Consider the following 25,831-nt stretch of genomic DNA (forward strand, 5'->3'; position numbering starts at 1 on the left):
ACAGTCCACGCGTGTAGAACCCTCAATCCGGTTCTACGCGCGCAGATTTGGCGTCCCCCACCGCCACTCCCCACCCCTCAACGGAGGTTCGCCGGATGCTTGGATCCATGAGATCCCGCCGCAGACTCACCACCGCCCTGGCCGGATTTGGGCTGCTCCTCACCGGAGCCGCCGTCCAGGTCGGCAGCGGCAGCACCCCCGCCCACGCGGCGACCACACACCGCATCCTGTTCGACAACGCCCACGCCGAGACGGCCGGCAACGCAGACTGGATCATCTCGACCAGTCAGCCCGACCCGCTCGGCGAGAACTCGTCCCCGTCCGCCGAGACCGACTGGACCGGCGCCATCTCCTCCTGGGGCGTGGCGCTGCAGAAGACCGGCAACTACAGCCTGAAGACGCTGCCGTCGGGCTCCAGCCTCAGCTACGGCGGCTCGTCCTCGCTCGACCTGTCGAACTTCGACACGCTGGTCCTGCCGGAGCCCAACACGCTGTTCACGAGCGCCGAGAAGACGGCGATCATGAACTTCGTGAAGAACGGCGGCGGGCTGTTCATGATCTCCGACCACACCGGAGCCGACCGCAACAACGACGGCTACGACGCGGTCCAGATCCTGAACGACCTGATGACGAACAACAGCGTCGACTCCAGCGACCCGTTCGGCTTCTCGATCGACTCGCTGAACATCTCCTCCGACCACCCGGCCGCGATCAGCGACAGCACCGACCCGGTCCTGCACGGCTCCTTCGGCACCGTCACCAAGAGCCTGATCGCCAACGGCACCACGGCCACCCTCAAGCCGTCGGACAACTCCGCCGTCAAGGGCCTGCTGTACCGCACCGGTTACTCCGGCAACACCGGCGCCTTCTTCCTGACGTCCACGTTCGGCAGCGGCCGCGTCGCCTTCTGGGGCGACAGCTCCCCGATCGACGACGGCACCGGCCAGTCCGGCAACACCCTGTACGACGGCTGGAACGACTCCAGCGCCACCAACGCGGCCCTCGCCCTCAACGCCACCGAATGGCTCTCCGGCGCCAGTGGCACCAGCGGTGGCGGCGGGACCGGTGGCGGCACCGGCGGAGGTACCGGCACCTGCACCGCCGCGCAGCTCCTCGGCAACCCGGGCTTCGAGTCCGGCAACACCACCTGGAGTGCCTCCAGCGGTGTCATCACCAACTCGACCGGCGAGTCGGCCCGTTCGGGCTCGTACTACGCCTGGCTCGACGGCTACGGCACCGCCACCACCGACACGCTCTCCCAGTCGGTGACCATCCCGTCCGGGTGCTCGGCCACGCTGAGCTTCTACCTGCACATCGACACCGCCGAGACCTCCACCAGCACCGCATACGACACCCTCAAGGTTCAGGTGCTGAACAGCTCGGGCACGGTCCTGGGCACCCTGGCCACGTACTCGAACCTCAACGCGGCCTCCGGTTACACCCAGCGCAGCTTCGACCTCAGCAGCTACGCCGGGCAGACCGTCACGCTGAAGTTCACCGGCACCGAGGGCTCCCAGTACCAGACGTCCTTCGTCGTGGACGACACCGCGCTCAACGTCGCCTGAGCCGAACAGCGGTACGGGGGCGGGCCGTCCGGGCCCGCCCCCGCTCCGTATGTCCGTCATGCCGCCGGGACCGTCCGCTCCGGTGTGTGCCAGCCGGTGCCCCGCACACTCGGCGCCGAGCCGTGCAGATCGGCCGTGCGGTACGCCGCGGGCAGCGTCGCCGTCGTGGTCGACAGCCCGTCCGACGCGCTCGTGGCCGCCGTCACCGAGACCGGCACCCGGGCCGTCGAGGAGAGCCCCTTGAGGTCGGCCTGGCCGGACCGCGTTCGCGTCGGTCTTCACCTGCCTGCTCGGCGGCTCCCGCGTCCTCCACGGGTGTGATCACCGCGGTCGGCTTCCTGATCGGCCGGCGCACCGACCTCGCCGCGCTGATCCAGTTGCTCACCACGGTCATGGTGATCGTCCAGGCGCTGCGGGCGCGGCGAAGGCCGGTCCACCCGGGCGGACCGGCCTCACCTGGTCACCTGTCCTTCCTCGCCTCTTCCTCTTCCTTCTCTCTCGCGTCTCCAGCTACGGCCTGGGTGTGCTCTTCGCCGCCGTGCCGGCGCAGAGCAGTCCGAGGAGAAGCGCCAGGGCGCCGATGACGACGTTGTTGATGATCACGCCCTTGTCCGGGCCGCTGCCCACGATCCACGGGGCGATGATCAGCCAGACGCCCATGGCGCACATGGCCCAGCTGAGGCCGTACATCCGCTCGGGGGCCCTGGTGAAACCGAGTGCCAGCAGGCCGATCGCTATGCCCATGATCAGGTTGTGGGTCATGAGCGCCGGCTGGCTCGCCGTGTAGTGCACGATCCACGGTGATGCCGCGCAGTACAGGCCGAGCAGGAACACCGGCCCGTCCACGAGCGCCACATCACGACCGCCGAGCATGCGGGCGTAGCGTGCCCGCATTTCGGAGACATCGGGGTGAGTCGTCATGTCACCCCTGTGCGAGACGTTGGCCATGACTCGTCTCCTTTGACTTCGCTGGCCAGACCGCGTCTGGTGCGGTGCGGGTAAACACCGCTTGCTACCATTTTGCTCTTATTTCTTCTTTATGTGTAGGCCTGTGGCGGGCCGTCCCGGACCCGCGCCGGACCCGCGCCCGGCGCGGGTCCGGGATACGAGACCGGTCGGGTTTTCCTTGACGGTCCTCACCGGCGGCTGCCACGATCAACGGCATGACGATGCGACTGGACCTCACGCGGCGACGCCATGTCGACCTCGCGCGCGTTGCCAGCGCCTCCTGTTGCGCCGCGGCCTGATCACTTCTCGGCGATCCGCCGCGCTTTCTCCTTTTCCCGCCTGAATTCACCGTGCCGGCACCTCTCTTGGCGTGCCCGCGCACCCCTTGAGTTCGGCGTGCCTGAAGACTCTCCGCACCAGGAGTCCGGCGGGTGCTGCCACCGACGTGCGGGCGAAGAACCGGAGTTGGTCTCCGTCGCGGCCCACGGCTGACCGCCGGCAGCACCCCGCACTCCCAGAAACGAGGCACCCATGGCCACCGTCCTGTCCGTCTCCGGCAGCCCCTCCGCCACCTCCCGCACCGGCCGTCTGCTGCGCCACCTGGACCAGCGCCTGACCGCCCAGGGGCATGACGTGATCCCGCTCGACGTCCGCACCCTCCCGGCCGAGGCCCTGCTGGGTGCGGACGTCCGGCACCCGGCGATCGCCCGGGCCGCCGAGCTGGTCGCCCGCGCCGACGGCGTCGTGATCGGCACGCCCATCTACAAGGCGTCGTACTCCGGTGTCCTCAAGGCGCTGCTCGACCTGCTCCCGCAGTACGCCCTCACCGGCAAGACCGTGCTGCCGCTCGCCACCGGCGGCTCCACCGCGCACGTCCTCGCCATCGACTACGCGCTGCGCCCGGTCCTGAACTCCATGGGTGCCGCCCACATAGTCCAGGGCTGGTTCACCCTCGACAAGGACATCACCGTACGCGAGGACGGCTCGCTGACCATCGCCCCGGCCACCGCCGAGGCGCTCGGTGAGGTGGTGGACCGGTTCTCGGCCGCCCTCGGCCGGACCCCGGTCCTGGCGGCGGCGAGCTGAGCGGCCCGCGCGCTTCGTGGCCGGCACCCGTTCGGCGCCCAACTCCTCCCACCCGTGCCGTGATCGGCGCGGCACCCGCATCCACACCCGGTACCCCCCCGACCCGCCGCGGCCTGCTCTGACGCACGATCCCGAACGGAGAGTCCCCGTGTCCCTCACCTTCCACTGGTTCCTGCCCACCAACGGCGACAGCCGCGATGTCGTCGGCGGCGGTCACGGCACCCCGGCGACCGCCTCCGGTCTGGACCGGCCGCCCACGGTCGGCTATCTGAGCCAGATCGCCCGGGCCGCCGAGCAGCTCGGCTTCGCCGCCGCGCTCACGCCGACCGGTGCCTGGTGCGAGGACGCCTGGCTGACCACCGCCATGGTCAGCCAGAACTCCGAGCGGCTGAAGTTCCTGGTCGCCTTCCGGCCCGGCTCCGTCTCGCCGACGCTCGCCGCGCAGATGGCGTCCACCTTCCAGCGGCAGAGCGGCGGCCGGCTGCTGCTCAACGTCGTCACCGGCGGCGAGACCCAGGAGCAGCGGGCCTACGGCGACTTCCTCGACAAGGACGCCCGCTACCGCCGTACCGGTGAATTCCTGCACATCGTGCGCCAGTTGTGGGAGGGCAAGAGCGTCGATCTGCACGGGGAGCACCTCCAGGTGGAGGACGCGAAGCTGAGCCGGCTGCCCGACCCGGTGCCCGAGGTGTACTTCGGCGGCTCCTCGCCCGCCGCCGGCGAGGTCGCGGCCAAGTACGCCGATGTGTACCTGACCTGGGGCGAGCCGCCCGCTCAGGTCGCCGAGAAGATCGCCTGGATCCGTGAACTGGCCGCCGCCCACGGCCGTACCCTGCGCTTCGGCATCCGGCTGCACGTCATCACCCGGGACACCTCGGAGCAGGCCTGGGCGGAGGCGGACCGGCTGCTCGACGGCTTCGACCCCGAGACCGTCAAGGCCGTCCAGACGGGGCTCGCGCGCAGCGAGTCCGAGGGCCAGCAGCGCATGCTCGCCCTGCACGGCGGCAGCCGGGAGAGCCTGGAGATCCACCCCAACCTGTGGGCCGGCATCGGCCTGGTGCGCGGCGGCGCGGGCACGGCTCTGGTCGGCAGCCATGACGAGGTCGTGGAGCGGATCAAGGAGTACCACGCCCTCGGCATCGACGAGTTCGTCCTCTCCGGCTACCCGCATCTGGAGGAGGCGTACTGGTTCGGCGAGGGCGTACTGCCCCGGCTCGCCGCCCAGGGACTGTGGACCCATCCCGACGCCCCCGTGTCGGGCCCCTCGGCGCAGGTGCCGTTCGCGAGCTGACCAACCCGCCCTGGCGGACTGCCGTTTCATGACGCGAGCACCGGACGAGGCCCCCGCTGCCTTCACCTGGGGTCTGCCGGCCGCCTGGGCCCTGCACGACACCGAGGCAGTGGTCATGGTGCCGCGTGGGTGCGGGCGCATCTGCCGGAGCTGCGCAAGCGGTTCCGCCGGGTGCCGGAGGCGGTGTGGCGGGGGCCGGAGTCCGTGGACGCGCGGGAGTTGGCCATCGCGGTCGGCGCGATGGCGGTCGTGGTGGCGGCCGCGGCCGCCGACGGCCACCGGAGCGGCGGCCGCTGCGCCGTCTGCCGGACCGCGCTCAACGCCTTCGGGCTGCACGGCCTGGTCCATCTGGCACAGGCGGCCGCGAGGCGCGGCTGCACACCGGTCCGGTGACCACCCCCCTGGTGGTTCTGCCCTTCACCGTGTGGGCCCGCGGCCGGCTGCGCCGCTCGGGCGTCCTGCGCCCCACCCGGCCCCGGGACCCGGCACCAGGGCCTCGCCTACGCCGCGGCCGCCGTGGACGCCACCCACGCGCCGACCCAGGGAGTACGACACCGACGGTGAAGGCTCAGCTGCCCGTCAGCGCCCGCAGATGGGCCGTACGCGTCTCGGCCGTCTGCCCCTGCACCAGCAGGAACAGCGCCTCCCGGGCGAGGCGCTGGGCCCGGCTCGTCAGGGCCATGGACCGGCCGCCCCCGGCGACCACCGCCGCCGTGGTGGCCGTACGCAGCAGCTCGTACGCCTGTGCCCGCACCGCCAGCCGTTCCTCGGCCCGCTCCAGCGGCACCGGGTGGTCGGCCAGGGCATAGGCCCGTCGGCGGACGTCGGCGAGCCGGGCGCGCAGCGGGGCGGCCCGCTCCTCGTCCAGCAGGGACAGGGCGGCCTCGGCGACGCCGAAGATCGCGGGGCCGGCGTTGAGGGTCCGGGCCCGGTCGCCGGGCGCCCAGCGTTCGTACCGCGTCCGCAGGGCCACCGCCTCCTCGGGCAGCCACAGCCCCGCCAGCTCCAGCGACACCGTGCGCGCGGCGGTGAGAGCGGCCAGGCGCATCGGCGCCGACGCCCGCAACCCCGGCTGGTCGCGGGCCTCGGCGAAGGCGAACAACACCTCGCCGGTGTCGGTCACCCCGGCGAGCAGCAGCACGTCGTTCAGCCCCCAGCCGGTGTACCAGGGCACGGTGCCGTCGAACCGCCAGCCGCCGCCCTCCCGGCGTACGCGCACCGGCACGCGCGGATACGACCGCAGATGCGCGTACGCGACCCCGGACAGCAGCTCCCCGCGCGCCAGCGGGCCCAACAACCGCTCCCGGACAGGCAGTTCGCTCTGTGTCAGGGTCTGCACCGGTGTGTGGTGCTGGGTCTGCACGAACCATGTCGCACAGCACGCCCCGGCCAGGATCTCGGCGGTCTGCCGCAGTACGGCGGGCGGCGCGCCGGAGCCGCCGTACGCGACGGGTGCCACCACTCCCAGCAGTCCGGACCGCTTCACCGCGGCGATGTGGCTCGCGGGTACGCCCTCCTGGTCCACCCGCTCGGCCTCGGGGACGAGCAGCTCGGCGGCGAGCCGCCGGGCCCGGGTGACGAGGGGGTGTGCGCTGGTGGTCATGACGAAGATTCTTCCGGACTTTTCCCGGCGACTCGTGGGCCGGGTGTCGATCCGGGGGGCCGCCGTTCGTGTAGGAGGTGACAGGGAGCCGAGAGACCCTGAGAACACAAGGAGAACGTCATGAAGCACTACCTGCTCAGCGTGGTCACCCCGGCCGGCGGCACCCCGCCCGCCCCGGACGCGCTCGCCGCGATCATGCGGGACGTCGAGGCCTTCAACGACGAGCTGCGCGCCGCCGGGGCCTGGGTCTTCGCCGGTGGACTGCACGGCCCCGAGACCGCCACCATGCTCCGCCCCCAAGGCGGCGACGTCCTGATCACCGACGGCCCCTATGCCGAGGGCAAGGAGTACCTCGGCGGACTCTGCCTGATCCGGGCCGCCGACCTGGACGAGGCGCTGGAGTGGGGGCGCAAGGCAGCGCTCGCGACCACGCTGCCGATCGAGGTGCGGCCCTTCGTCGACCAGCACTGATGTCCGGCGCCCCCGACATCGAGGCCGTCTTCCGCGCCGAGTACGGGCGCGCGGTCTCCGTCCTCGTCCGCTTCCTCGGCGACATCGACCTCGCCGAGGAAGCGGTGCAGGACGCCTTCACCACCGCCGTACGCACCTGGCCGGAGACCGGCGTGCCGCCGAGCCCGGCCGGCTGGATCATCACCACCGCCCGGAACCGGGCGATCGACCGCCTGCGCCGCGAGTCCTCCCGGGACGCGCGGCAGGCGGAGGCCGCGCTGCTGCACGCGCCCGACCCGTCCGCGCCCGACACATCGCCCGAGGAGGGCCCCGTGCGCGACGACCGGCTCCGCCTGATCTTCACCTGCTGCCACCCCGCGCTCGCCCTCCAGTCCCGCGTCGCCCTCACCCTGCGCCTGCTCGGCGGCCTCGGCACCGCACAGATCGCCCGCGCTTTCCTGGTGCCGGAGCCGACGCTCGCCCAGAGGCTGGTGCGGGCCAAGGCCAAGATCCGCGACGCGGGCATCCCGTACCGTGTGCCGCGCGACGCCGACCTGCCCGACCGGCTCGGCGGAGTCCTCGCGGTGCTCTACCTGATCTTCAACGAGGGCTACACCGGCGACCCCGCCCTGTGCGCGGAGGCGTTGCGGCTCGGCCGGCTGCTCGCCGCGCTGATGCCGGACGAGCCCGAGGTCACCGGCCTGCTCGCGCTGATGTTGCTGATCGAGGCACGCCGGCCGGCCCGGCAGGACGCGGACGGCGCCCTCGTACCGCTGCCCGAGCAGGACCGCAGCCGCTGGGACCGGGCGCTGCTCGCCGAGGGCCAGGACCTGGTCCGCCGCTGTCTGCGCCGGAACCGGCCGGGGCCGTACCAGATCCAGGCCGCGATCAACGCCGTGCACAGCGACGCCCCGACCGCCGGCGCCACCGACTGGGGGCAGATCCTGGCCCTGTACGACCAGCTCATGGCCGTGGCACCGTCCCCGGTCGTCGCCCTGAACCGGGCGGTCGCGGTGGCCGAGACCGAGGGACCGGCCCGGGCGCTCGACCTGGTCGAGGCACTGGACCTCGGCCGCTACCACGTGCTGCACGCGGTCCGCGCCGACCTGCTGCGCCGGCTGGGCCGGACCGCCGAGGCGGCGACGGAGTACGGCGTGGCCGCCGGGCTGGCCGCGAGCGAAGCGGAGCGGGCTCATCTGGAGCGGCGCGGGCGCGACCTGGGCGTGTGAGCGTGATCACTTCCCTCGGCCGGAATCAATTTGAGGACCTGAAAGGTTGGCATTTACATCCGACCGTGAGAGATCCGAGATCCGGGCCGAACCGCCCGGCACCACCAGCGAGGCACCCGTGAACCACCCTGCCATCGAGCAGCCCGCCGACATCGTGGCCCGGCTGCGCGCCACCTTCGCCACCGGCCGCACCAAGCCCGTCGAGTGGCGCACCGACCAGCTGCGCCGCCTGCGCGCGATGCTCACGGAACGTGGTGCGGACCTCGCCGCCGCCCTCCGCGCCGACCTGGGCAAGAGCCGCACCGAGGCCTACCGCACCGAGATCGACTTCACGATCCGCGAGATCGACCACACGCTGGAGCACCTCGCGGACTGGCTGCGACCCGAGCCCGCACCCGTCCCCGCCCACCTCGGTGCCGACGCCACGGCCTGGACGCAAGTCGACCCGCTGGGCGTCGTCCTCGTCATCGCCCCGTGGAACTACCCGGCGCAGCTGCTGCTCGCCCCCGTGGTCGGCGCCCTGGCCTCCGGCAACGCGGTGGTCGCCAAGCCGAGCGAACTGGCCCCGGCCACCTCGGCCGTCCTCGCCGAGCTGATCCCCGCCTACCTCGACACCGACGCGGTCGCCGTGGTCGAGGGCGGCATCCCGGAGACCACGGCCCTGCTGGCCGAGCGCTTCGACCACATCTTCTACACCGGCAACGGCGCCGTCGGCCGTGTCGTGATGCGTGCCGCCGCCGAGCACCTCACCCCCGTCACCCTCGAACTCGGCGGCAAGTCCCCGGTGTTCGTGGACCGTGACGCCGACCTCGACGTGGTCGCGGACCGGCTCGCCCGCGGCAAGTTCCTCAACGCCGGGCAGACCTGTGTCGCCCCCGACTACGTGCTGACCGACCCGGAGACCGCCGCCGCGCTGGAGTCCGCGCTGGTGCGCGCCGTCGGGACGCTGTTCGGTGCCGATCCGGCCGAGTCGCCGGAGTACGGCCGCATCATCAACGAGCGCCACTTCGACCGCCTGTCGGCACTGCTCGACTCGGGCCGGGTGGCGGTGGGCGGCACGAGCGACCGCACGGCCAAGTACATCGCGCCGACCGTCCTCGCGGATGTCGACCCGAAGGCGCCGGTCATGCAGGAGGAGATCTTCGGACCCATCCTGCCCATCGTCACCGTGTCCGGCCTGGACGAGGCGATCGCCTTCATCAACGACCGCGACAAGCCGCTCGCGCTGTACGTGTTCAGCGAGTCCGGTGAGACACGCGGGCGCATCGCCGCAGAGACCTCCTCCGGCGGCCTCGGCTACGGCCTGCCGCTCGCCCATCTCACCGTCTCCGACCTGCCGTTCGGCGGTGTGGGGGAGAGCGGTATGGGCAACTACCACGGCCGCTACTCCATCGAGACCTTCAGCCACCGCAAGGCGGTGCTGGACAAGCCGCTCGGCTGAACTCCCTTGTCCGGTGGGCCGGATGTGCGAAACTCCGCCGAATGACTGCTGACACGATCACCGCGGACGCCTCCGGCACCTGGGAACTCGGCGACCTGCCCGTCCACCGCATCGGCCTCGGAGCCATGCGGCTGACGGGCAGCGCCGCGTTCCATCTCGGCACCCCCAGCGACCGGGAACGCTCGATCGCCGTGCTGCGACGGGCGGTGGAGCTCGGCGTGAACCACATCGACACGGCCGCGTTCTACTTCTCCGCCACACGCTCGGCCAACGAACTGATCAACACGGCCCTCGCCCCGTACGCCGACGACCTGGTGATCACCACCAAGGTCGGCCCCTTCCGGGACTACCACGGCGAGTGGGGCGCCTCGGCCCGCCCCGACCAGCTGCGCGGTCACGTCGAGGAGAACCTGCGCCAGCTCGGCCGCGACCACCTCGACGTCGTCAATCTGCGCCGGATGCGCCAGGACTCGATCGCCGAACACTTCGGCGCCCTCGCGGAGCTGCGTGAGGCCGGCCTGATCCGCCACCTCGGCATCTCCGGCGTCGAACCGCGCCACCTCGCCGAGGCGCTGGAGATCGCCCCGGTGGTGTGCGTGCAGAACCGCTACGCCCTGGACCGCCCAGACCCCGTCGACGACGAGATGCTCCGCCTGTGCGGCGAGCACGGCATCGCGTTCGTCCCCTTCTTCGCCGTCGCCGGAGAGGCGGGTCCCCAGGCCGCACCCGACACCCACGGCGACGAGGTGCGCTCCATCGCCCAGGCCCATGGCGCGACCCCCGCCCAGATCCGCATCGCCTGGACCCTCCACCAGGGCCCCCACGTGCTGGCCATCCCCGGCACCGGCAATCCCGCCCACGTGACCCAGAACATCGCCGCCGGCGCCCTGCACCTCACGCCGGAGGAACTGGCCCGGCTGAACGCCGTGCACGACGCGGACCGGTGAGGCGGGGCGGGGGCTTCTGGTGGGGGGCTCGGTGGCTGCCACCTCCCGTCGCGCCGGCCCCCGCATCCTCGGCCGCCGTCCCTCCCGCCGCCGCGCTCTCCCATAATGGGCATGTCGGCGCACAGCCGTGCGAAGGTGCGGTTGACTACCATCGTGTAGACGGTCTCCGGGCCGCAGAGAAGGGCAGCGAAGGACGGGGTGAGGAACGTTTCATGACCGAGGCGAAGGACGAGCGCCGGCCGGCCGGTGAGCTCGAAGCGAGTGTCATGGCCGCGCTCTGGGCCGCGGGCGGGCCGCAGACGCCCGGCCAGGTCCAGTCGACCCTCGGCGCGGAGCTGGCCCGGACGACGGTGACGACGATCCTCACCCGGCTGTACGACAAGGGGGTCGTCCAGCGGCACCGACAGGGCCGCGGGTACGCCTACTACCCCGTGCGGGACGCCCAGGACGCCCAGGGGCTGACCGCCCGCCGGATGCACAGCGAGCTGGACCGGGACAGCGACCGCCAGACCGTGCTCGCCCGGTTCGTCGCCCAGCTCACCCCCGACGACGAACGCATCCTGCGGGACCTGCTCGAATCCGACGAGTGATGACCGGCCTTCTCCTGCTGCCCCTGCTGCTGCCGTTCGCGCTGCCGGCCCTGGCCCGCCGGGCGCTGGACCGGCTGGCCCCGGTCGCCGCGCTGTGGGCCGTCACCGGCTGCGCGGTCGTCCTCGCAGGCTGCTCACTGGCCGCGCTCGGCGGTTTCGTGCTGATCGGTCTGCTGAAGATGCCGCTCTTCGCCGCGCTCGGCCGGCTGGTCCAGCCGTTGCACACCGCCTCGGACCTCGTCGTCCTGCCCGCGGCCGCGACGTCCGTCGGCGTGCTCGCCGTGTGCGGCTGGACCCTCGTACGGTCCGTGCTGCACCAGACCCGCGCCTTCCGCGCCGCCCGCACCCAGGCCGGGAGCGGGCCCGCCGCCGGTGATCTGTGCGTCGTGGACTCGCCCCGTCCGGACGCCTACGCCCTGCCCGGCCGCCCGCACCGCATCGTCGTCACCACCGCGATGCTGCGCAGCCTGGACGGCCCCGAGCGGGAGGCGCTGTTCGCGCACGAGCGGGCGCACAACGACGGCCGTCATCACTACTTCCTTGCCGCCGCCGAGCTCACCGCACATTGCCACCCCGCCCTGCGCCGGGTCCGTGAGACGATCCGCCTCGCCGTCGAGCGCGCCGCCGACGAGGCCGCCGCGGCCCGGGTCGGCGACCGGCGGCTGATCGCCCGGGCCATCGCCCGCGCGGCCCTGGCCGGACAGGCCACCCGCTCCGAGCGCCCCGACTTCGCGCCCGCCGCGAACGCAGGCCCTGTCCCGCTGCGCGTCCAGGCCCTGCTCACCGCCCCGCGCGCCGCCCGGACCGGGCGTACGATCGCCGCCCTCCTCCTCGCCTGCACCGCCGTCTCCGGCGTGGCCGCGGTCGCCGGGATGGCCGACGTACACCACCGGGTGGAGGTCGCCCAGGGCGAGGATCGGCCCTGAGCCTGCCTGCCCCACACCACCCGCGCCACCCCTGCGCAGACCCGCGCCGGGACGCCCTGGTGCGACGCGCGTAGAACGGGACTGGCGCCCGTGAAGTTTTACGTATAACCTCACCGGCTAACCAACCCCACCGGAAGGTCCCGATGCGACGCGTCGCCCTGGTCACCCTTGTCGTGGACGACTACGACGAGGCCATCCGCTTCTACACCGAGGCCCTCGGCTTCCGGCTCGCCGAGGACGCCCCGCGCCCCGACGGCTCCCGCTGGGTCGTCGTGGAGCCCGGCGGCCCCGCGGCCGGCACCGGGCTGCTGCTCGCCCGCGCCAAGGACGAGGAGCAGCGCGCCCGCGTCGGCGACCAGACCGGCGGACGCGTCGGGTTCTTCCTGCACACCGACGACTTCGCCCGCGACCACGCCCGCATGACCGCGGCCGGAGTGACCTTCCTGGAGGACCCTCGGCACGAGCCCTACGGCACCGTCGCCGTCTTCCAGGACCTCTACGGCAACCGCTGGGACCTGCTCCAGCCCGCCTCCTGATCACCGCTGAACCACCTGCCGAGGAAAGCCCTGCCATGACCGCGCCCCGCATCGACACCGAGACCCTCCGCCGGCTCCCCAAGGCCGTGCTGCACGACCACCTCGACGGCGGCCTGCGTCCCGCCACCGTCGTCGAACTCGCGGCGGAGATCGGTCACACCCTGCCCACCACCGACCCCGACGAGCTGGCCGCCTGGTACTTCGAGGCCGCCAACTCCGGCGACCTGGTCCGCTACATCGCCACCTTCGAGCACACCCTTGCCGTCATGCAGACCCGCGAGGGCCTGCTGCGCACCGCCGAGGAGTACGTGCTGGACCTCGCCGCCGACGGCGTCGTCTACGCCGAGGTGCGCTACGCCCCCGAGCTGAACACCCGCGGCGGGCTGACGATGCGCGAGGTCGTCGAGACCGTCCAGGAGGGCCTCGCCGCGGGCATGGCCAAGGCGGCCGCCGCCGGCAGCCCGGTCCGCGTCGGCACCCTGCTGTGCGGCATGCGGATGTTCGACCGGGTCCGCGAGGCCGCCGACCTGGCCGTCGCCTACCGGGACGCCGGCGTCGTCGGCTTCGACATCGCCGGTGCCGAGGACGGCTTCCCGCCCGCCGACCACCTGGCCGCCTTCGAGCACCTGCGCCGCGAGAGCGTGCCGTTCACCATCCACGCCGGTGAGGCGCACGGCCTGCCCAGCATCCACCAGGCCCTGCAGGTGTGCGGCGCCCAGCGCATAGGCCACGGTGTGCGCCTCACCGAGGACATCCCCGACCTCGCGGCCGGCAAGCTCGGCCGGCTCGCCTCCTGGGTGCGCGACCGCCGAATCGCGCTGGAGATGTGCCCCACCTCCAACCTGCAGACCGGCTGCGCCACCTCGATCGCCGAGCACCCGATCACGGCCCTGAAGGACCTCGGCTTCCGGGTCACCCTCAACACCGACAACCGCCTGGTGTCGGGCACGACGATGACCCGCGAGATGTCCCTGCTGGTCGAGGAGGCCGGCTGGACCGTCGAGGACCTGCGCACCGTCACGGTGAACGCCCTCAAGAGCGCGTTCATCCCGTTCGACGAGCGCACGGCCCTCATCGAGGACGTGGTCCTGCCGGGTTACAAGGCAGCGCTCTGAGCGAGCCCCCTGAGGTAGGCGGCCTGTCCGACGTGCTGAAGGTCGTCGGACAGGACGCTCACCAGGCGCACCCCCAGTGAGACCGGGGGATCCCAGCGCTCGTCCACGATCCGTTCCAGGTCCTTGGCGGCGAGCCCCCTGAGCGCGTGGAGGGTCTGCTCGTGGACGGCGTCGTAGTACCCGGTCAGCAGGTCGGCGGAGTCGACCCTGACCTTCGCGACCTGCGCGGGGGAGTGCCCGAACCCGTGGTCACGGGGCGGCAGGTCGAGGCCGAAGCGCTTGTGCCAGTCCTGGTCCAGCCAGACCTGTTCGAGTCCGAACGCGTCGGCGATGTGGTCGTCCTGCACCCGGGTGAGGTGCCAGATCAGCCAGGTGATGGAGTTGGCGTCGGGTGCCGGGCGGTGATTGAGCTCGTCCGGTCCGAGGCCGTCGAGGGCGGCGTGGACTTCTTCCTGGATGCGGCCGTAGCCGTCGATGAGGATGTCCTTGGCATGCATACCGTCCACCATCCCAAACGACGGCCGTTCACGCGCCCGGAAATTCAGCTCCGTGCACTCCCGCACCACGAGGACCGTGCCCACCGCGCCGGGCTCGGCCCGGCAGGCCGGACGCCGTCAACTCCCTTGCGCGGCAAGCCGATGCAGGGCGCCGGGCGACGGCCTTGAGCCCGGTGCGGCGGACGGCCCGGCGGGCATCAGGAGGCCTCGGTCCCTTCCCGGAGCGGTGCCAGGCCCTCGGTCTCCAGAAGCGTGACGAGCGCGCGGGCGGCGGGGCTGGTGGCGCGATCCGGGGGCAGCAGGGCGACGGTCTCGTACTCCGCCTCTTCCGTGCCCTTCAGCGGCAGCGCCGTGAGCGCGGGCCGCTTGTGCCGGAAGTGCCGGGGGACGACCGCGATCCCCAGGTTCTCGTCCACCAGGTCCAGCAGGCTGTGCACGTCGTTCACCTCCAGCGCCACCGTGCGCCGGATCCCGGCCGCGGTGAACGCGGCGTCGGTCGTGCGGCGCGGACCCCAGTCCGGATGGAAGTCCACGAAGACCTCCCCGGCCAGGTCCTCAGGGATGAGCGCCGCGCCCGACGAGGCCAGCCGGTGCCCGGGATGGCACAGCACGGTCATCGGCTCGCTCGTCAGCGCCACCGAGCGCAGCTGGTCGGAGTCCGCCTGGGTGCGGTAGGCGAAGGCCAGGTCGAGCCGCCCGGCCGCGACCTCCTCGGCCAGCGCGCCCGAGCCGGCCTGCCGCAGCCGGATCTCCACGTCCGGGTGCCGCCTCCGGAACCCGGCCAGCAGCCGCGCCACATGCACCCCGGCGATGCACTGCTCGGTGCCGAGCGCCAGCGTGCCGCGCAGCACGCCCTGCACCGCGGCCACCGCCTCGTGCGCCGAGCGCACCTGCGCCAGGATCCGCTCGGCCTCCACCAGCAGTGCGCGCCCCGCCTCGGTGAGCGTCACCCGCCGGGTGGTCCGCACGAACAGCGGCGCCCGCAGCTCCCGCTCCAGCGCCCGGATCGACGCCGACAGGCCCGACTGGGACACCATCAGGCGTTCGGCGGCCCGGGTGAAATGCTGGTCCTCGGCGACCGCGACGAAGTGCTGGAGATGACGCAGTTCCATGATTGAGAAGCTTATCCGCTGAATTCCATCGGATTCTTCTGTTGGACCACTGCACGGCACCCGGTGAAGAGTGGGTCCGGTAGACCGTGTGCCAACCCCTCTGGAGTCGCGTTGTACACCGCACACCCCGGCCGCTACGACGGCATGCCCTACCGGCGCACCGGACGCAGCGGGCTGAAGCTCCCCGCGCTGTCCCTCGGCCTGTGGCACAACTTCGGCCCGGACCGGTCCGTCGAGACCCAGCGGGCCATCCTGCGCCGCGCCTTCGACCTGGGCGTCACCCACTTCGACCTCGCCAACAACTACGGCCCGCCGCCCGGCGCCGCCGAGTCCGCGCTCGGTGAGGCGCTGAGGGCGGACTTCGCGCCGTACCGCGACGAGCTGGTCATCTCCACCAAGGCCGGCTACCTCATGTGGCCCGGCCCGTACGGCGAATGGGGCTCGCGCAAGTACCTGCTGTCCTCCCTGGACCAGAGCCTGAAGCGCATGGGTCTGGACTACGTGGACATCTTCTACTCGCACCGTCCCGACCCGGACACTCCGCTGGAGGAGACGATGGGCGCGCTGCACTCGGCGGTGCAGCAGGGCAAGGCGCTCTACGTCGGCGTCTCCAACTACTCGGCCGAGCAGACCCGCGAGGCCGCCCGCATCCTCGCCGACCTCGGCACGCCGCTCCTCATCCACCAGCCGCGCTACTCGATGCTCGACCGGCGCCCCGAGGACGAGGGCCTGCTCGACGCCCTCGACGAACTCCAGGTCGGCTCGATCGTCTTCTCCCCGCTGGAGCAGGGCCTGCTCACCAGCCGCTACCTCGACGGCATCCCCGAGGACTCCCGGGCCGCGAGCGACAGCCCCTTCCTCAACTCCGACGCCGTCACCGAGGACCTGGTCGCCCGGCTCCGCGCCCTGGACGAGATCGCCAAGTCCCGCGGCCAGACCCTCGCCCAGCTGGCCCTGGCCTGGGTGCTGCGCGGCGGCCGGGTCACCTCCGCACTGGTCGGCGCGAGCAGCGCACGCCAGATCGAGGACAGCGTCGGCGCGATCCAGAACCTGGACTTCGACACCGAGGAACTGGCCCGCATCGACGCCATCGTGAAGCCCTGAGAACGCCGGGCGGCGGCTGCCGTCAGGGGTCAGGGGGTGAGCCGAGACCCCGGGGCAGGCCGTATGCCACGGGGAGGTCGGCGACCGCTTGCCGGGTCGTACGGCGCCCGGCCGGCCCGTAGCCGCGGGGCGGCCCGTGGCCACCGACCGGGGTGCGCGGTGCCGGCCTGGGTCGCCTGCCGAGGGTGGGCCGTGGCCGCTTGTCCGGCGCCCGCGCGGTCGCCCGCCGGGCCTCCTCGGAGACGTGCTGGGCGAGAGCGGCGTCGAAGACCATGCCGGGCTGCACGGCGAAGGGCCATGCCCTTCGCCCGGCCCCGCGCCTGATGCACACAGGCCCCGCCCACCCCTGGCAGGTGTGGAGGAGCGGACCCGGACCACCCCCGTCGACCGCTTCCGACAGGCCGAGGATGCGGCGCCGCTCACCTGTCTGCGGTACCGGCGAGGAGCGCCCTCCGGCGGACCGGCGCCGCCGCGCCGCCCCTGTCGGGGGACCGCCGGGAGCTGAGCCACCGCAGCCTGTCTCAGACGCCCGCCGGCACCCGGTCCAGGAAGCCCAGCACCTGGCGGATCCGGCCCTCCTCGTCCAGGGTGACCACGTCGAAACCGGCGACCGGGGCCGAGCCTCCTCCAGTACCCCCGGACTCGCTGACCAGCTCCCAGGCGAAGCGCGCGGTGTCGTGGTGGCCGTCGACCGGGCCGAGCGGGCGGAAGACGAACCCGGGGAACTGCTCGTGGACCGCGGCGATCACGGCGGCGACGCCCTCGTGGCCGCGGACGTCCGCGAGGGGGTCGGTGTACCCGCCGTCCGTGGTCCACGCGGCGGCGACCGCCTTCCGCAGCGCCTCCGGCTCGGTGGCGTTCCAGGCCTCGAAGTAACGGGCGGCCGCGGTCTCGTAACGGTTGGTGTTCACGGACATGGTGAATCAGCCTCCATCGAGGTCGTCACTGCTGGTCAGGCCCGGATCCGGGGCTTCGCCGATCCGGTGTGACCACCATGCCGGAGACCGAGGGGGCCGGTCGATTACCTCCCCGGTAAAGCCGGGTGGCCCGCACACGCCGGTGCAATCTCGGCCAGAACGGGCACCGAATATGCCAACAGGCTGGCCGGAAAGTCATGGTGACAGTGTTTCGGGAGAGGCGATACTCGAACGTCAGGGGCACTTCACCGCACAGGAGCCGCACGGGAAGCGAGGCCTGAGCCGGCACACGAGCGAGGCGACGGGGGAGTGAGACGTGCACGACGAATTCCTGTGCCATGTCACGGCATACGGCATGTGCGACGGCCGGCGCATCGGCGTACCGCTCGGCACCTATCGCGCGCCGACGCTGGCCCTGGCCCTGTGGTGGCTGCGGGACCGTGCGTCCTGGATCGCCGAGCGGCTCGACCCCAGCCCGGAGGATCCCGCCTTCCCCGCGGGTGCGCTGGTGCCGGTGGCCGAAACCGTCGCCGACGTGCCCGCGCTGCTGCGTGCCTGGTGTGCCGACGACGTCCGGCAGGAACTGGTCGCCGACGAGCTGGCGGCCGGCCGGCTGGTGCGGATCGCCGCCAGCGACGACACCACCGAGTACGAGCTGCTCGCCGAGTCCGTCGACGCCCTGCGGATGCAGCGGACCCTGCCCGTCCTCGTCGTACCCGTCGCCTGACACGTGTCCGCACGCCGGGCACCGCACCACCTCGCTGCGGCGCGTATGTGAACAAATCGGTAGAATTCTGGCCATGGCGGAGCGACCGGTCGCCCCGACGGCCCCTGAGCTCGTCCTGGAGACCGACACGGGCTCCACGGTGATGAGCCCGGGGCGCGACTACCACGTCGGACGCGACCCGTTGAGCGACATCGTCTTCGACGATGCCCGGGTCTCGTGGCACCACGCCGTGCTGCGCTGCGACCACGATCACTGGACCCTGGCGGACCGGCACAGCACCAACGGCACCTACGCCGACGGTCGCAGGATCGAGGAGTGGGAGGTGCGTCCCGGGAGCGAGATCCGCTTCGGCAACCCCGCCGACGGCCCCCGCGCGGTGCCGGCCGGTGCGCCGCCGCCCACCCCCGACCGCCCCTCCGCGGTGTCGCTGCCCCTGCTGACCGGCACCTTCCGCCGCCCCACCAGCGTGCGTCCGCTGCCCGTGCGCACCGTGCGGATCGGCCGGGCACCGGACAGCGACCTGGTGGTGGACGACCTGACCGTCTCCCGCCGGCACGCGGAACTGCGCGCCCACGCCGACGGCACGTACGAGATCGCCGACGTCGGCAGCCACAACGGCACCTACCTCAACGGCCGGCCCGTCACCCGCGCCACCCTCGGCCCCGGCGACATCGTCGGCATCGGGCACTCGGCGTTCTGCCTGGTCGGCGACGAACTGCAGGAGTACGTCGACACCGGCGAGGTCTCCCTCGACGTGCAGGAACTCACCGTCGCCGTCGACCGCGGCCGCAAGATCCTGCTGGACGGCGTCTCCTTCCCGGTGCAGGAGAAGTGCCTGCTCGCCGTGGTCGGGCCGAGCGGCGCCGGCAAGTCCACCCTGCTGAACGCCCTGACCGGGCAGCGGCCCGCCGACCACGGCACCGTCCTCTACGACGGCCGTGACCTCTACCGCGACTACGCCGAACTGCGCCAGCGCATCGGCCTGGTCCCCCAGGACGACATCCTGCACGTCCAGCTGACCGTGCGCAGCGCCCTCACCTACGCCGCCGAACTGCGCTTCCCCGAGGACACCGCGAAGTCCGAGCGCGTGCAGCGGGTCGAGGAGGTGATCCGGGAGCTGGGCCTCGAACAGCGTGCCGAGCAGCCCGTGCACAGCCTCTCCGGTGGGCAGCGCAAGCGGGTCAGCGTGGCCCTGGAGCTGCTGACCAAGCCCTCCCTGCTCTTCCTCGACGAGCCGACCTCCGGCCTCGACCCGGGCATGGACCGCTCGGTGATGAACATGTTGCGCGGCCTCGCGGACGACGGCCGTACCGTCATCGTCGTCACCCACAGCGTGCTCAGCCTGGACGTCTGCGACCGCCTTCTGGTGCTGGCGCCCGGCGGGCGGACCGCCTGGTTCGGCCCGCCCGGCGACGCCCTCGGCTTCTTCGGGTTCGAGGAGTGGCCGGAGGCCTTCGAGGCGTTCGAGCGGGACACCGGCCGGGACTGGGCGGGGGAGTACCGCGCCTCGTCGTACCACCGGGAGTACATCGTGAACTCCGGCGCGCAGCCGCGTGTGCCGCGTACCGGCCCGGTCGCCCTCGCCCCGCCGCCGAGGCCGCGCAGCTGGGGAGCCCAGTTCGCCACCCTGGTGCGCCGCTACGCGGCCGTCCTCGCCGCCGACCGCACCTTCCTCGCCATCATGATCGGGCTGCCGTTCGTCATGGGCGCGATGGCCCGGGCCGTCGCCGGCAGCAAGCTGACCGTCGACACCGCGACCAACGCGCTGCTCACCCTGTGCGTGGGCGGGGTGCTGACGGGCGCCGCCAACGCCGTGCGCGAGCTGGTCAAGGAACGCGTCGTCTACCGGCGTGAGAGAGCCGTCGGCCTGCCCCGCTCGGCCTACGTGATGTCGAAGGTCGCCGTCCTCGGTGTGCTCACCGTGCTGCAGGCGGTCGTCCTCACCCTCGTCGGACTCGCCGGTGTCGACCTGAACGCGCCCCGCGGCGACGGGGTGCTGCTGCCACCCCTGCTGGAGATCACCGTCGCCGTGGCCGTGCTCGCCTTCACCGCGATGCTGCTCGGCCTGCTGATCTCCGCGCTGGTCCGCAAGGAGGAGGTGACGATGCCGCTGCTGGTGCTGCTCACCGTCGTCCAGGTCGTCTTCTGCGGGGCCCTGCTGAAACTGAACGGCGTGCCCGGCCTGGAGCAGTTCGCCTGGCTGGTGCCCTCGCGGTGGGCGCTGGGCGCCATGGCCGGCACCGTCGACCTGGGCCGGATCGTGCCGGGCACGCTCACCGCGGACCCGTTCTTCCGGCACTCGGCCGGCGTGTGGCTGCGCAACATGATCATGCTGGTGGTGCTCGCGGCCGTCTTCGGCTCCGCGCTCTCCCGGCTGCTGCGCCGGCACGAGCCGGCCGTGACGCGGAGGTAGACGGCACGATGACCCATGCCCCGGACACAGACACGGACACCCTGGCAGGCGCCCGATGAGCAAAGCGCCCGGCCCCGGATTCCGGCCCACGCACGTCGTCCCGCCGCGCGGCATGCCCGCCTGGGAAGCCCCCGACCCGGCCCGGCCCACCGTGCCCCTCGACCCGCTGCTGCCGGTCCAGCTCATGGAACGGCGCGGCGACTGGAGCCACATCCGCTGCGCCAACGGCTGGGCCGCCTGGGTCGACGGCCGCCACCTCATCGCCGTACCCGAGGATCCGCCGGCCGCCGAAGGCCCGGCCGGCACCGCCGACCCCCGGCCTCTGCTGGCCCGCGCCGCCGAGGCCCTCGCCGACTACCGCGCCGCGGTGGGTGAACTGACGGCCGGCGCGCTCGACGGCGAGGACTTCGCGGACCGCACCCGGGACCTGAGAATCGGGATCGTCGTCGACGGGGAGAAGATGTGGCTGTACGACCCCGAGGAGAGCCGCTGGATGTACGGCGACGGACGGCGCCTGACCACCTACGCCACCGACCGCCCGGTCACCGGCGACACCGACGCCGGACACGCTCCGACCCGGCTGGTGGCGTCCGACGGTGAGCCCTGATGGCGCGCGAGACCAGCCTGTTCTCCGGCCGGCCCTCCGAACTGATCGGCCGGAAGGTGGCGAACTACCTGGTCGAGAGCGAGGTCGGGCGCGGCGGCATGGCGGTCGTCTTCCGCGCCCGCGACCTGCGCCTGGACCGCACGGTCGCCCTCAAACTGCTCGCGCCCGAACTCGCCCGCAACGACACCTTCCGCAAACGCTTCACCCACGAGTCCCAGGTGGCCGCCGCGATCGACCACCCGCACATCGTGCCGGTCTTCGACGCCGGCGAGACGGACGGCGTGCTCTACCTCGCCATGCGGTACGTCTCCGGCAGCGACCTGCGCCATCTGCTGGACGCACGCGGCCCGCTGCCGCCCCCCGACGCCGTCCGCATCGCCGCGCAGGTGGCCTCCGCCCTCGACGCCGCCCACGAGCACGGCCTGGTCCACCGGGACGTCAAGCCCGGCAACGTCCTGATCGCCGAGGGCACCGACAGCGACCACCCCGAGCACGTGTACCTCACCGACTTCGGCCTCACCAAGAAGTCGCTGTCCCTGACCGGTTTCACCAGCGTCGGCCAGTTCGTCGGCACCCTCGACTACGTGGCCCCCGAGCAGATCTCCGGCCGCCCGGTCGACGGCCGCTGCGACGTCTACGGCCTCGCCTGCGTCGCCTACGAGACCCTCGCCGGCCGTCCGCCCTTCCAGCGCGACGACGACATGGCCCTGCTGTGGGCCCACCAGTACGACGAACCGCCCCCGCCGAGCGCGGCCCGGCCCGGTATCCCCCCGGCCGTCGACGCCGTGTTCGCCAAGGCCCTCGCCAAGAGCCCGGACGACCGGTACGACACCTGTCTCGACTTCGTGGCCGCCCTGCGCGCCAGCCTGGCGACCGGCCCGGCCGAGGTCCGCCCGGCGCCGGAGACCGGGCCGGAGCCGGCCCGCACGGTGACCGAGACCCCGCCGCCTCCGCACTGGGCCGGGCCGGTGTTCCACGGCTGAGCGCGCCTGGACGCCGGCTCAGTGCGGCGGTTCGCCGACGTCACCCCGGCGGCGCACCGGCAGGGCCAGCAGCCCGCCCAGCAGCCCGGCGACCAGTCCCCACAGCGCGCCCAGGCCCACCGCCTGCCAGAGCATCGGCCTGAGGAACAGCTCGCCCGACAGACCGCCGCCCAGATCGCCGATGCCGAGCAGGGACAGGCCGTAATGCGCCGAGACACGGACCGTCAGACAGATCATCAGCACCGTCAGCGCCAGCGCGACGGCCAGGTGCAGGGCGTGCTGCCACAGCCGGATCCGGGCCGGTGAGCTCACCGCCATCCGGAAGGCCACGGCGAGCAGCAGGAGCGCGTCCACGACCACCAGCCACCACCAGCGGCCGTCATAGCCGGTGAGCGAGCGCAGACTCAGCACGGACACGTCCGGGGTGCGCAGCAGCACGTCCAGGACATGCGGCATCGGCAGCCCGAACGGGCCGTCCACCCGGCCGTGCCAGGTCGCGCCCAGACCGATGGTGAGGGCCAGCCAGGCCAGGTTGGGCAGGCCGAGCAGGATCAGCGCGAAGGTCGCGGAGGCATGTCCGCGGCCGGCCGCCGTGATCAGCGCGACGACCAGGGCGACGACGACGTAGGCGAGGAGCAGGACCACCATCGCGTGGGCCGCCGGGCGCACCGACTCCTGGCAGCGCAGCAGCCGCCCCGGGAGCGGAGCCCCGCGCGCGACCAGCACCGCCAGCAACAGCACCCCGGCCAGCCACACCAGCCCGAACAGCACGGTCAACGGCACGTCGGTGGTGAAGCCGACCCTCGGTGCGGCCTCGAACAGCCCGGTCAGATCGCTGAGGGTGCCGCTGCCCACGTCGACGGCGAAGGTCTGCCGGGCGCCGAGGGCCAGGCCGATCAGCACCAGCAGCCACAGCGCCGCGATCCGGGCGGCCCAGCCGGCCAGCTCCGCGGCCGAGGCCACCGCCCGGTGCCGCAGCGGGCGCAGAAAGCCCGCCCCGATCACCAGGGCACCGGCCAGCGTGACCGACAGCGGGAGCACGGTGAGACCGGCCCGGCTCTGCGCCAGCGCCCCCGCGTTGCCGGACAGCTCCACGCTGCCGCCGACGGCCGTGGCCAGGGTCGCGGCCACCACCCTCGGGAACGCGCCGTCCGGCAGACCCGCCGCACCGGCCGCCCACAGCCCCAGTGCCGCCACCAGGACCATGACGGCCAGGCCGGTCAGCACCACACCCAGGGCATGGGCCCAGCCGTGGCGGGAGGCGGGCCGCGCGGTGACGGTCGGAGGGCTCACACCGGCCACGCTAAGCAGCGGCCGGGCATCCCGCCCGTCAGCTTGCGAGCAGCGCGACCCTGAGACACACAATGGGACCAATGTGCAGCCAAATGCATGAAACGGAACTTGACTGCGAAAAGCCGCACTGAGAAAAGCCGCGCATCGCGACGGGAAGAAGTGCTCGTGAGCGTCGAACCTCCGTCATCAGGCCGCCCCACCGGGCCGCCCTCCGGCCCGCTGTCGGGAGGGTCCCAGCCGCCCTCCGGCCCGCCGCCCGCAGGGCCGCCCCCCGGCGGCACCGGGCCCAAGGGGCCGCACGGGCCGTGGTGGAAGTCCGTACCGCGCGTCGGAGCCATCAGCGCCCTCGTGGTCGCCGCCGTGGTACTCGCCGTCGTCTTCACCCGTCCGGGTGGCGGCAAGGGCGGCGAGGTCTTCCTGCAGTCCGCGGCCAGCACCGGCCAGGATCCCTTCACGGAGTCGACGGCCAAGCAGAGTTCCGCCCCGCCGCCCCCCTCGGCCTCCGCCGCGCCCTCCGGCACGGCCAACGCGGTGCAGGGCGTGCAGGGCGGGGCGCCCGGCCTGTACGGCGGCACCCAGAAGGTCGCCGCCTGCGACGTGGAGCAGCAGATCAAGGCACTCCAGGCGGACCCGGCCAAGAACAGGGCGTTCGCGTCCGTGGCCGGCGTCCAGCCGTCCGGCGTGCCCGCCTATCTGCGCTCGCTCACCCCGGTCCAGCTGCGCGTCGACACGCGCGTCACCAACCACGGCTTCCGCAACGGCGCCGCCACCAGCTACCAGTCCGTGCTCCAGGCGGGCACCGCCGTACTGGTCGACAACCGCGGCGTGCCCCGGGTGCGCTGCGCCTGCGGCAACCCGCTGACCTCCCCGGTCGCCGAGAAGAACACGCCCAAGCTGGTGGGCCCGCGCTGGCCGGCGTACCGGCCCTCGAACGTGGTCGTCGTGACGCCCGCGCCGGTGGTCGTCAACGTCTTCGTGCTCTACGACTCCCACCACGACGACTGGATCCACCGCCCGCACGGCGACCAGGGCTGGCACCACGACGAGCACGCCAGGCCGCCGGAGCATCCCCACCCCTGGAACCCGCCGCCGTCCCCGTCGCCGTCCCCGTCCCGGTCGTGCCCGCCCGGTGCGAAGCACTGCCCGTCCCCGTCGCCGTCTCCGTCCCGGTCGTGCCCGCCCGGTGCGAAGCACTGCCCGTCCCCGTCTCCGTCTCCGTCCCGGTCGTGCCCGCCCGGTGCGAAGCACTGCCCGTCCCCGTCGCCGTCTCCGTCCCGGTCGTGCCCGCCCGGTGCGAAGCACTGCCCGTCGCCGTCCGCGTCCTCCACATCGGGCAAGCCGAGCCCGTCGACGTCGTCCTCCTCGTCGAGCGCGTCCCCGTCGTCCTCGTCCAGCAGCGTGTCCCCCTCGACCTCGGCGTCCTCCTCGTCCTCGGCGCCGTCCTCCTCCTCGTCATCGCCGTCGTCGTCGAGCACGTCCCCGTCCTCCTCGTCGTCCGCACCTTCGACCTCGGCCTCGTCGTCATCCGCGCCGTCGACCTCGTCCTCGGGACCGAACTCGGTCGTGTCGACCTCGGCAGGGTCGTCGTCGGCCTCGTCGTCCTCCGCCGGGCCGTCGTCACCGGCCCCGGGCTCGCCGGGAGGTACGACGCAGCAGTCCACGCAGCAGCAGACGAGCGTCTCCGCGCCTCCGCCCACGCAGAGCTCCGCGCCTCCGCCCCCGCAGAGTTCCGCGCCCGGCGAGGTGACCCCCGGGACCACCGGCGCGCCGCCGATGCCCGCCACCCAGCAGCAGTCGCAGGGCTCCTCGCAAGGGTGACCATCGCCACTGTGCGCGGTCGGCGAACGCTTCGGGGGACTGCCGGGCCCGGCTCGGGGTACCAGAACCGGTGCAACAGGCGACCGGCCCGACCCGGCATTCGAGAGAGACAGCATGACCGAGCACCTGGGCGGGGACGTGATACCGACTGGTTTCGACGTACCCGTGGAACCGCTGAGACGCGCGGCGCACTACACCGGCGAACCTGGCTCCATCGCGGAGGCACGGGCCTTCGCCGCACGGTTTCTGGAGCAGTTGAAGACCGAGTGGTGCGCCATGCCCGACCGCCGTGCCGACGGCGAGCTGCTCCTGCTCGTGAGCGAGCTGGTCACCAATGCCGAGCAGCACAGCAACGGCCCCTACATCCTGGAGCTGGAGGGCACGGACAGCGCGGTCACGGTGTGCGTCTACGACAGCAGCTCCGCCCTGCCCCGCCGTTACCCCAGGGACCCCGCGCGCGTCGGGCGGCACGGCCTGGAGATCGTGGATGCCCTGGCCACCGAGGTCACCGCCGAGCGCGTGCCGGTCGGCAAGCGGGTCCGCGCCCGCTTCCCGCTCAAGCGCTGAGTCGGTTTCCCTCAGGGCGCAACGCCGGGCCCTTGTCCCGCGGCCCCCGGCGCCTAGGCTGACGCG

27 protein-coding genes and 2 pseudogenes are annotated in these 25,831 nt (G+C 72.8%); 21 read left to right on the top strand and 8 right to left on the bottom strand.

Annotated elements, in window-relative coordinates:
- Nucleotides 1–95 precede the first annotated feature (95 nt).
- Nucleotides 96–1,565, top strand: coding sequence for a M6 family metallopeptidase (locus O1G22_RS37690; RefSeq protein ID WP_270085409.1), 1,470 nt, complete (start codon nt 96–98; stop codon nt 1,563–1,565).
- Nucleotides 1,566–1,621: 56 nt separating this feature from the next.
- Here the strand turns inward: O1G22_RS37690 and O1G22_RS37695 are convergent, their stop codons facing one another.
- Nucleotides 1,622–1,771 (bottom strand): hypothetical protein, encoded by a 150-nt coding sequence (locus O1G22_RS37695; RefSeq protein ID WP_270086707.1) that lies wholly within the window; start codon nt 1,769–1,771, stop codon nt 1,622–1,624.
- Between the two features lie 53 nt (nt 1,772–1,824).
- Between O1G22_RS37695 and O1G22_RS44980 the strand changes: the two are divergent.
- Nucleotides 1,825–1,978, top strand: a pseudogene (locus O1G22_RS44980) (amino acid permease); the annotation flags it as partial.
- A gap of 97 nt (nt 1,979–2,075) precedes the next feature.
- Here O1G22_RS44980 and O1G22_RS37700 read toward each other — a convergent pair.
- Nucleotides 2,076–2,513: an SPW repeat protein gene (locus tag O1G22_RS37700; RefSeq protein ID WP_270085410.1), complete on the bottom strand. Its 438-nt coding sequence runs from the start codon at nt 2,511–2,513 to the stop codon at nt 2,076–2,078.
- Between the two features lie 221 nt (nt 2,514–2,734).
- Here O1G22_RS37700 and O1G22_RS44985 point away from each other — a divergent pair, with 221 nt between their 5' ends.
- From O1G22_RS44985 to O1G22_RS37715, 4 genes are all read left to right on the top strand, one after another.
- The gene (locus O1G22_RS44985; protein ID WP_373878043.1) at nt 2,735–2,812 is read left to right on the top strand and encodes a putative leader peptide; all 78 of its coding nucleotides are present in this window, start codon (nt 2,735–2,737) and stop codon (nt 2,810–2,812) included.
- Nucleotides 2,813–3,044: 232 nt separating this feature from the next.
- Complete coding sequence (ssuE, locus tag O1G22_RS37705; RefSeq protein ID WP_270085411.1) at nt 3,045–3,599, top strand: NADPH-dependent FMN reductase; 555 nt, start codon at nt 3,045–3,047, stop codon at nt 3,597–3,599.
- 148 nt (nt 3,600–3,747) lie between these two features.
- Complete coding sequence (locus tag O1G22_RS37710; protein ID WP_270085412.1) at nt 3,748–4,890, top strand: LLM class flavin-dependent oxidoreductase; 1,143 nt, start codon at nt 3,748–3,750, stop codon at nt 4,888–4,890.
- Nucleotides 4,891–5,019: 129 nt separating this feature from the next.
- Nucleotides 5,020–5,283: an HXXEE domain-containing protein gene (locus O1G22_RS37715; protein WP_270085413.1), complete on the top strand. Its 264-nt coding sequence runs from the start codon at nt 5,020–5,022 to the stop codon at nt 5,281–5,283.
- Nucleotides 5,284–5,458: 175 nt separating this feature from the next.
- Here O1G22_RS37715 and O1G22_RS37720 read toward each other — a convergent pair whose 3' ends face one another.
- A complete protein-coding gene (locus O1G22_RS37720; protein ID WP_270085414.1) occupies nt 5,459–6,493 on the bottom strand; it encodes an acyl-CoA dehydrogenase family protein in 1,035 nt (344 codons plus the stop codon).
- A 120-nt stretch (nt 6,494–6,613) separates the two neighbouring features.
- Here O1G22_RS37720 and O1G22_RS37725 point away from each other — a divergent pair, with 120 nt between their 5' ends.
- The 8 genes from O1G22_RS37725 to O1G22_RS37760 all read left to right on the top strand — a co-directional run bounded on the left by O1G22_RS37725 (nt 6,614) and on the right by O1G22_RS37760 (nt 13,727).
- Nucleotides 6,614–6,964, top strand: coding sequence for a YciI family protein (locus tag O1G22_RS37725; protein ID WP_225096043.1), 351 nt, complete (start codon nt 6,614–6,616; stop codon nt 6,962–6,964).
- Nucleotides 6,964–8,172: an RNA polymerase sigma factor gene (locus O1G22_RS37730; RefSeq protein ID WP_270085415.1), complete on the top strand. Its 1,209-nt coding sequence runs from the start codon at nt 6,964–6,966 to the stop codon at nt 8,170–8,172. Before O1G22_RS37725 ends, O1G22_RS37730 begins: the two co-directional genes overlap by 1 nt.
- A gap of 118 nt (nt 8,173–8,290) precedes the next feature.
- Nucleotides 8,291–9,613, top strand: a complete 1,323-nt coding sequence (locus O1G22_RS37735; protein WP_270085416.1) for an aldehyde dehydrogenase family protein — start codon at nt 8,291–8,293, stop codon at nt 9,611–9,613.
- A gap of 41 nt (nt 9,614–9,654) precedes the next feature.
- A complete protein-coding gene (locus O1G22_RS37740) occupies nt 9,655–10,560 on the top strand; it encodes an aldo/keto reductase (protein WP_270085417.1) in 906 nt (301 codons plus the stop codon).
- A gap of 212 nt (nt 10,561–10,772) precedes the next feature.
- Nucleotides 10,773–11,150, top strand: a complete 378-nt coding sequence (locus O1G22_RS37745) for a BlaI/MecI/CopY family transcriptional regulator (protein ID WP_270085418.1) — start codon at nt 10,773–10,775, stop codon at nt 11,148–11,150.
- Nucleotides 11,150–12,076, top strand: coding sequence for a M48 family metalloprotease (locus O1G22_RS37750; RefSeq protein WP_270085419.1), 927 nt, complete (start codon nt 11,150–11,152; stop codon nt 12,074–12,076). The genes O1G22_RS37745 and O1G22_RS37750 overlap by 1 nt, the downstream gene beginning before the upstream one ends.
- A 143-nt stretch (nt 12,077–12,219) precedes the next feature.
- Complete coding sequence (locus tag O1G22_RS37755) at nt 12,220–12,612, top strand: VOC family protein (RefSeq protein ID WP_270085420.1); 393 nt, start codon at nt 12,220–12,222, stop codon at nt 12,610–12,612.
- Between the two features lie 35 nt (nt 12,613–12,647).
- A complete protein-coding gene (locus tag O1G22_RS37760) occupies nt 12,648–13,727 on the top strand; it encodes an adenosine deaminase (protein WP_270085421.1) in 1,080 nt (359 codons plus the stop codon).
- Here O1G22_RS37760 and O1G22_RS37765 read toward each other — a convergent pair.
- Nucleotides 13,709–14,224 (bottom strand): mycothiol transferase, encoded by a 516-nt coding sequence (locus tag O1G22_RS37765; RefSeq protein WP_270085422.1) that lies wholly within the window; start codon nt 14,222–14,224, stop codon nt 13,709–13,711. The genes O1G22_RS37760 and O1G22_RS37765 overlap by 19 nt on opposite strands.
- A gap of 197 nt (nt 14,225–14,421) precedes the next feature.
- Nucleotides 14,422–15,336 carry a LysR family transcriptional regulator gene (locus O1G22_RS37770; RefSeq protein WP_270085423.1) on the bottom strand — a complete coding sequence of 305 codons (915 nt, stop codon included), beginning with the start codon at nt 15,334–15,336 and terminating at the stop codon, nt 14,422–14,424.
- Between the two features lie 111 nt (nt 15,337–15,447).
- Between O1G22_RS37770 and mgrA the strand changes: the two genes are divergently transcribed.
- Nucleotides 15,448–16,440 carry an L-glyceraldehyde 3-phosphate reductase gene (mgrA, locus tag O1G22_RS37775; RefSeq protein WP_270085424.1) on the top strand — a complete coding sequence of 331 codons (993 nt, stop codon included), beginning with the start codon at nt 15,448–15,450 and terminating at the stop codon, nt 16,438–16,440.
- 22 nt (nt 16,441–16,462) lie between these two features.
- On the opposite strand, the gene O1G22_RS37780 is transcribed toward mgrA, so the two are convergent.
- The gene (locus tag O1G22_RS37780; RefSeq protein ID WP_270085425.1) at nt 16,463–16,714 is read right to left on the bottom strand and encodes a hypothetical protein; all 252 of its coding nucleotides are present in this window, start codon (nt 16,712–16,714) and stop codon (nt 16,463–16,465) included.
- Between the two features lie 247 nt (nt 16,715–16,961).
- A complete protein-coding gene (locus O1G22_RS37785) occupies nt 16,962–17,357 on the bottom strand; it encodes a nuclear transport factor 2 family protein (RefSeq protein ID WP_270085426.1) in 396 nt (131 codons plus the stop codon).
- A gap of 316 nt (nt 17,358–17,673) precedes the next feature.
- Here O1G22_RS37785 and O1G22_RS37790 point away from each other — a divergent pair, with 316 nt between their 5' ends.
- The 4 genes from O1G22_RS37790 (at nt 17,674) to O1G22_RS37805 (ending at nt 22,087) form a co-directional block, all read left to right on the top strand.
- Entirely contained in the window at nt 17,674–18,084 is a 411-nt protein-coding gene (locus O1G22_RS37790) for a hypothetical protein (RefSeq protein ID WP_270085427.1), read from the top strand.
- Between the two features lie 73 nt (nt 18,085–18,157).
- Nucleotides 18,158–20,497 carry an FHA domain-containing protein gene (locus tag O1G22_RS37795; RefSeq protein WP_270085428.1) on the top strand — a complete coding sequence of 780 codons (2,340 nt, stop codon included), beginning with the start codon at nt 18,158–18,160 and terminating at the stop codon, nt 20,495–20,497.
- A 55-nt stretch (nt 20,498–20,552) separates the two neighbouring features.
- Nucleotides 20,553–21,104, top strand: coding sequence for an SH3 domain-containing protein (locus O1G22_RS37800; RefSeq protein ID WP_225096056.1), 552 nt, complete (start codon nt 20,553–20,555; stop codon nt 21,102–21,104).
- Complete coding sequence (locus O1G22_RS37805) at nt 21,104–22,087, top strand: serine/threonine-protein kinase (RefSeq protein ID WP_270085429.1); 984 nt, start codon at nt 21,104–21,106, stop codon at nt 22,085–22,087. Before O1G22_RS37800 ends, O1G22_RS37805 begins: the two co-directional genes overlap by 1 nt.
- Nucleotides 22,088–22,105: 18 nt before the next feature.
- On the opposite strand, the gene O1G22_RS37810 is transcribed toward O1G22_RS37805, so the two are convergent.
- Nucleotides 22,106–23,380 (bottom strand): streptophobe family protein, encoded by a 1,275-nt coding sequence (locus tag O1G22_RS37810; RefSeq protein ID WP_270085430.1) that lies wholly within the window; start codon nt 23,378–23,380, stop codon nt 22,106–22,108.
- 165 nt (nt 23,381–23,545) lie between these two features.
- Between O1G22_RS37810 and O1G22_RS37815 the strand changes: the two are divergent.
- A pseudogene (locus O1G22_RS37815) lies at nt 23,546–24,751 on the top strand (DUF6777 domain-containing protein); the annotation flags it as partial.
- 561 nt (nt 24,752–25,312) lie between these two features.
- Nucleotides 25,313–25,765, top strand: a complete 453-nt coding sequence (locus O1G22_RS37825) for an ATP-binding protein (RefSeq protein WP_270085431.1) — start codon at nt 25,313–25,315, stop codon at nt 25,763–25,765.
- Nucleotides 25,766–25,831 lie beyond the last annotated feature (66 nt).

The organism is Streptomyces camelliae, from assembly GCF_027625935.1.
Classification (GTDB): Bacteria; Actinomycetota; Actinomycetes; order Streptomycetales; family Streptomycetaceae; genus Streptomyces; species Streptomyces camelliae.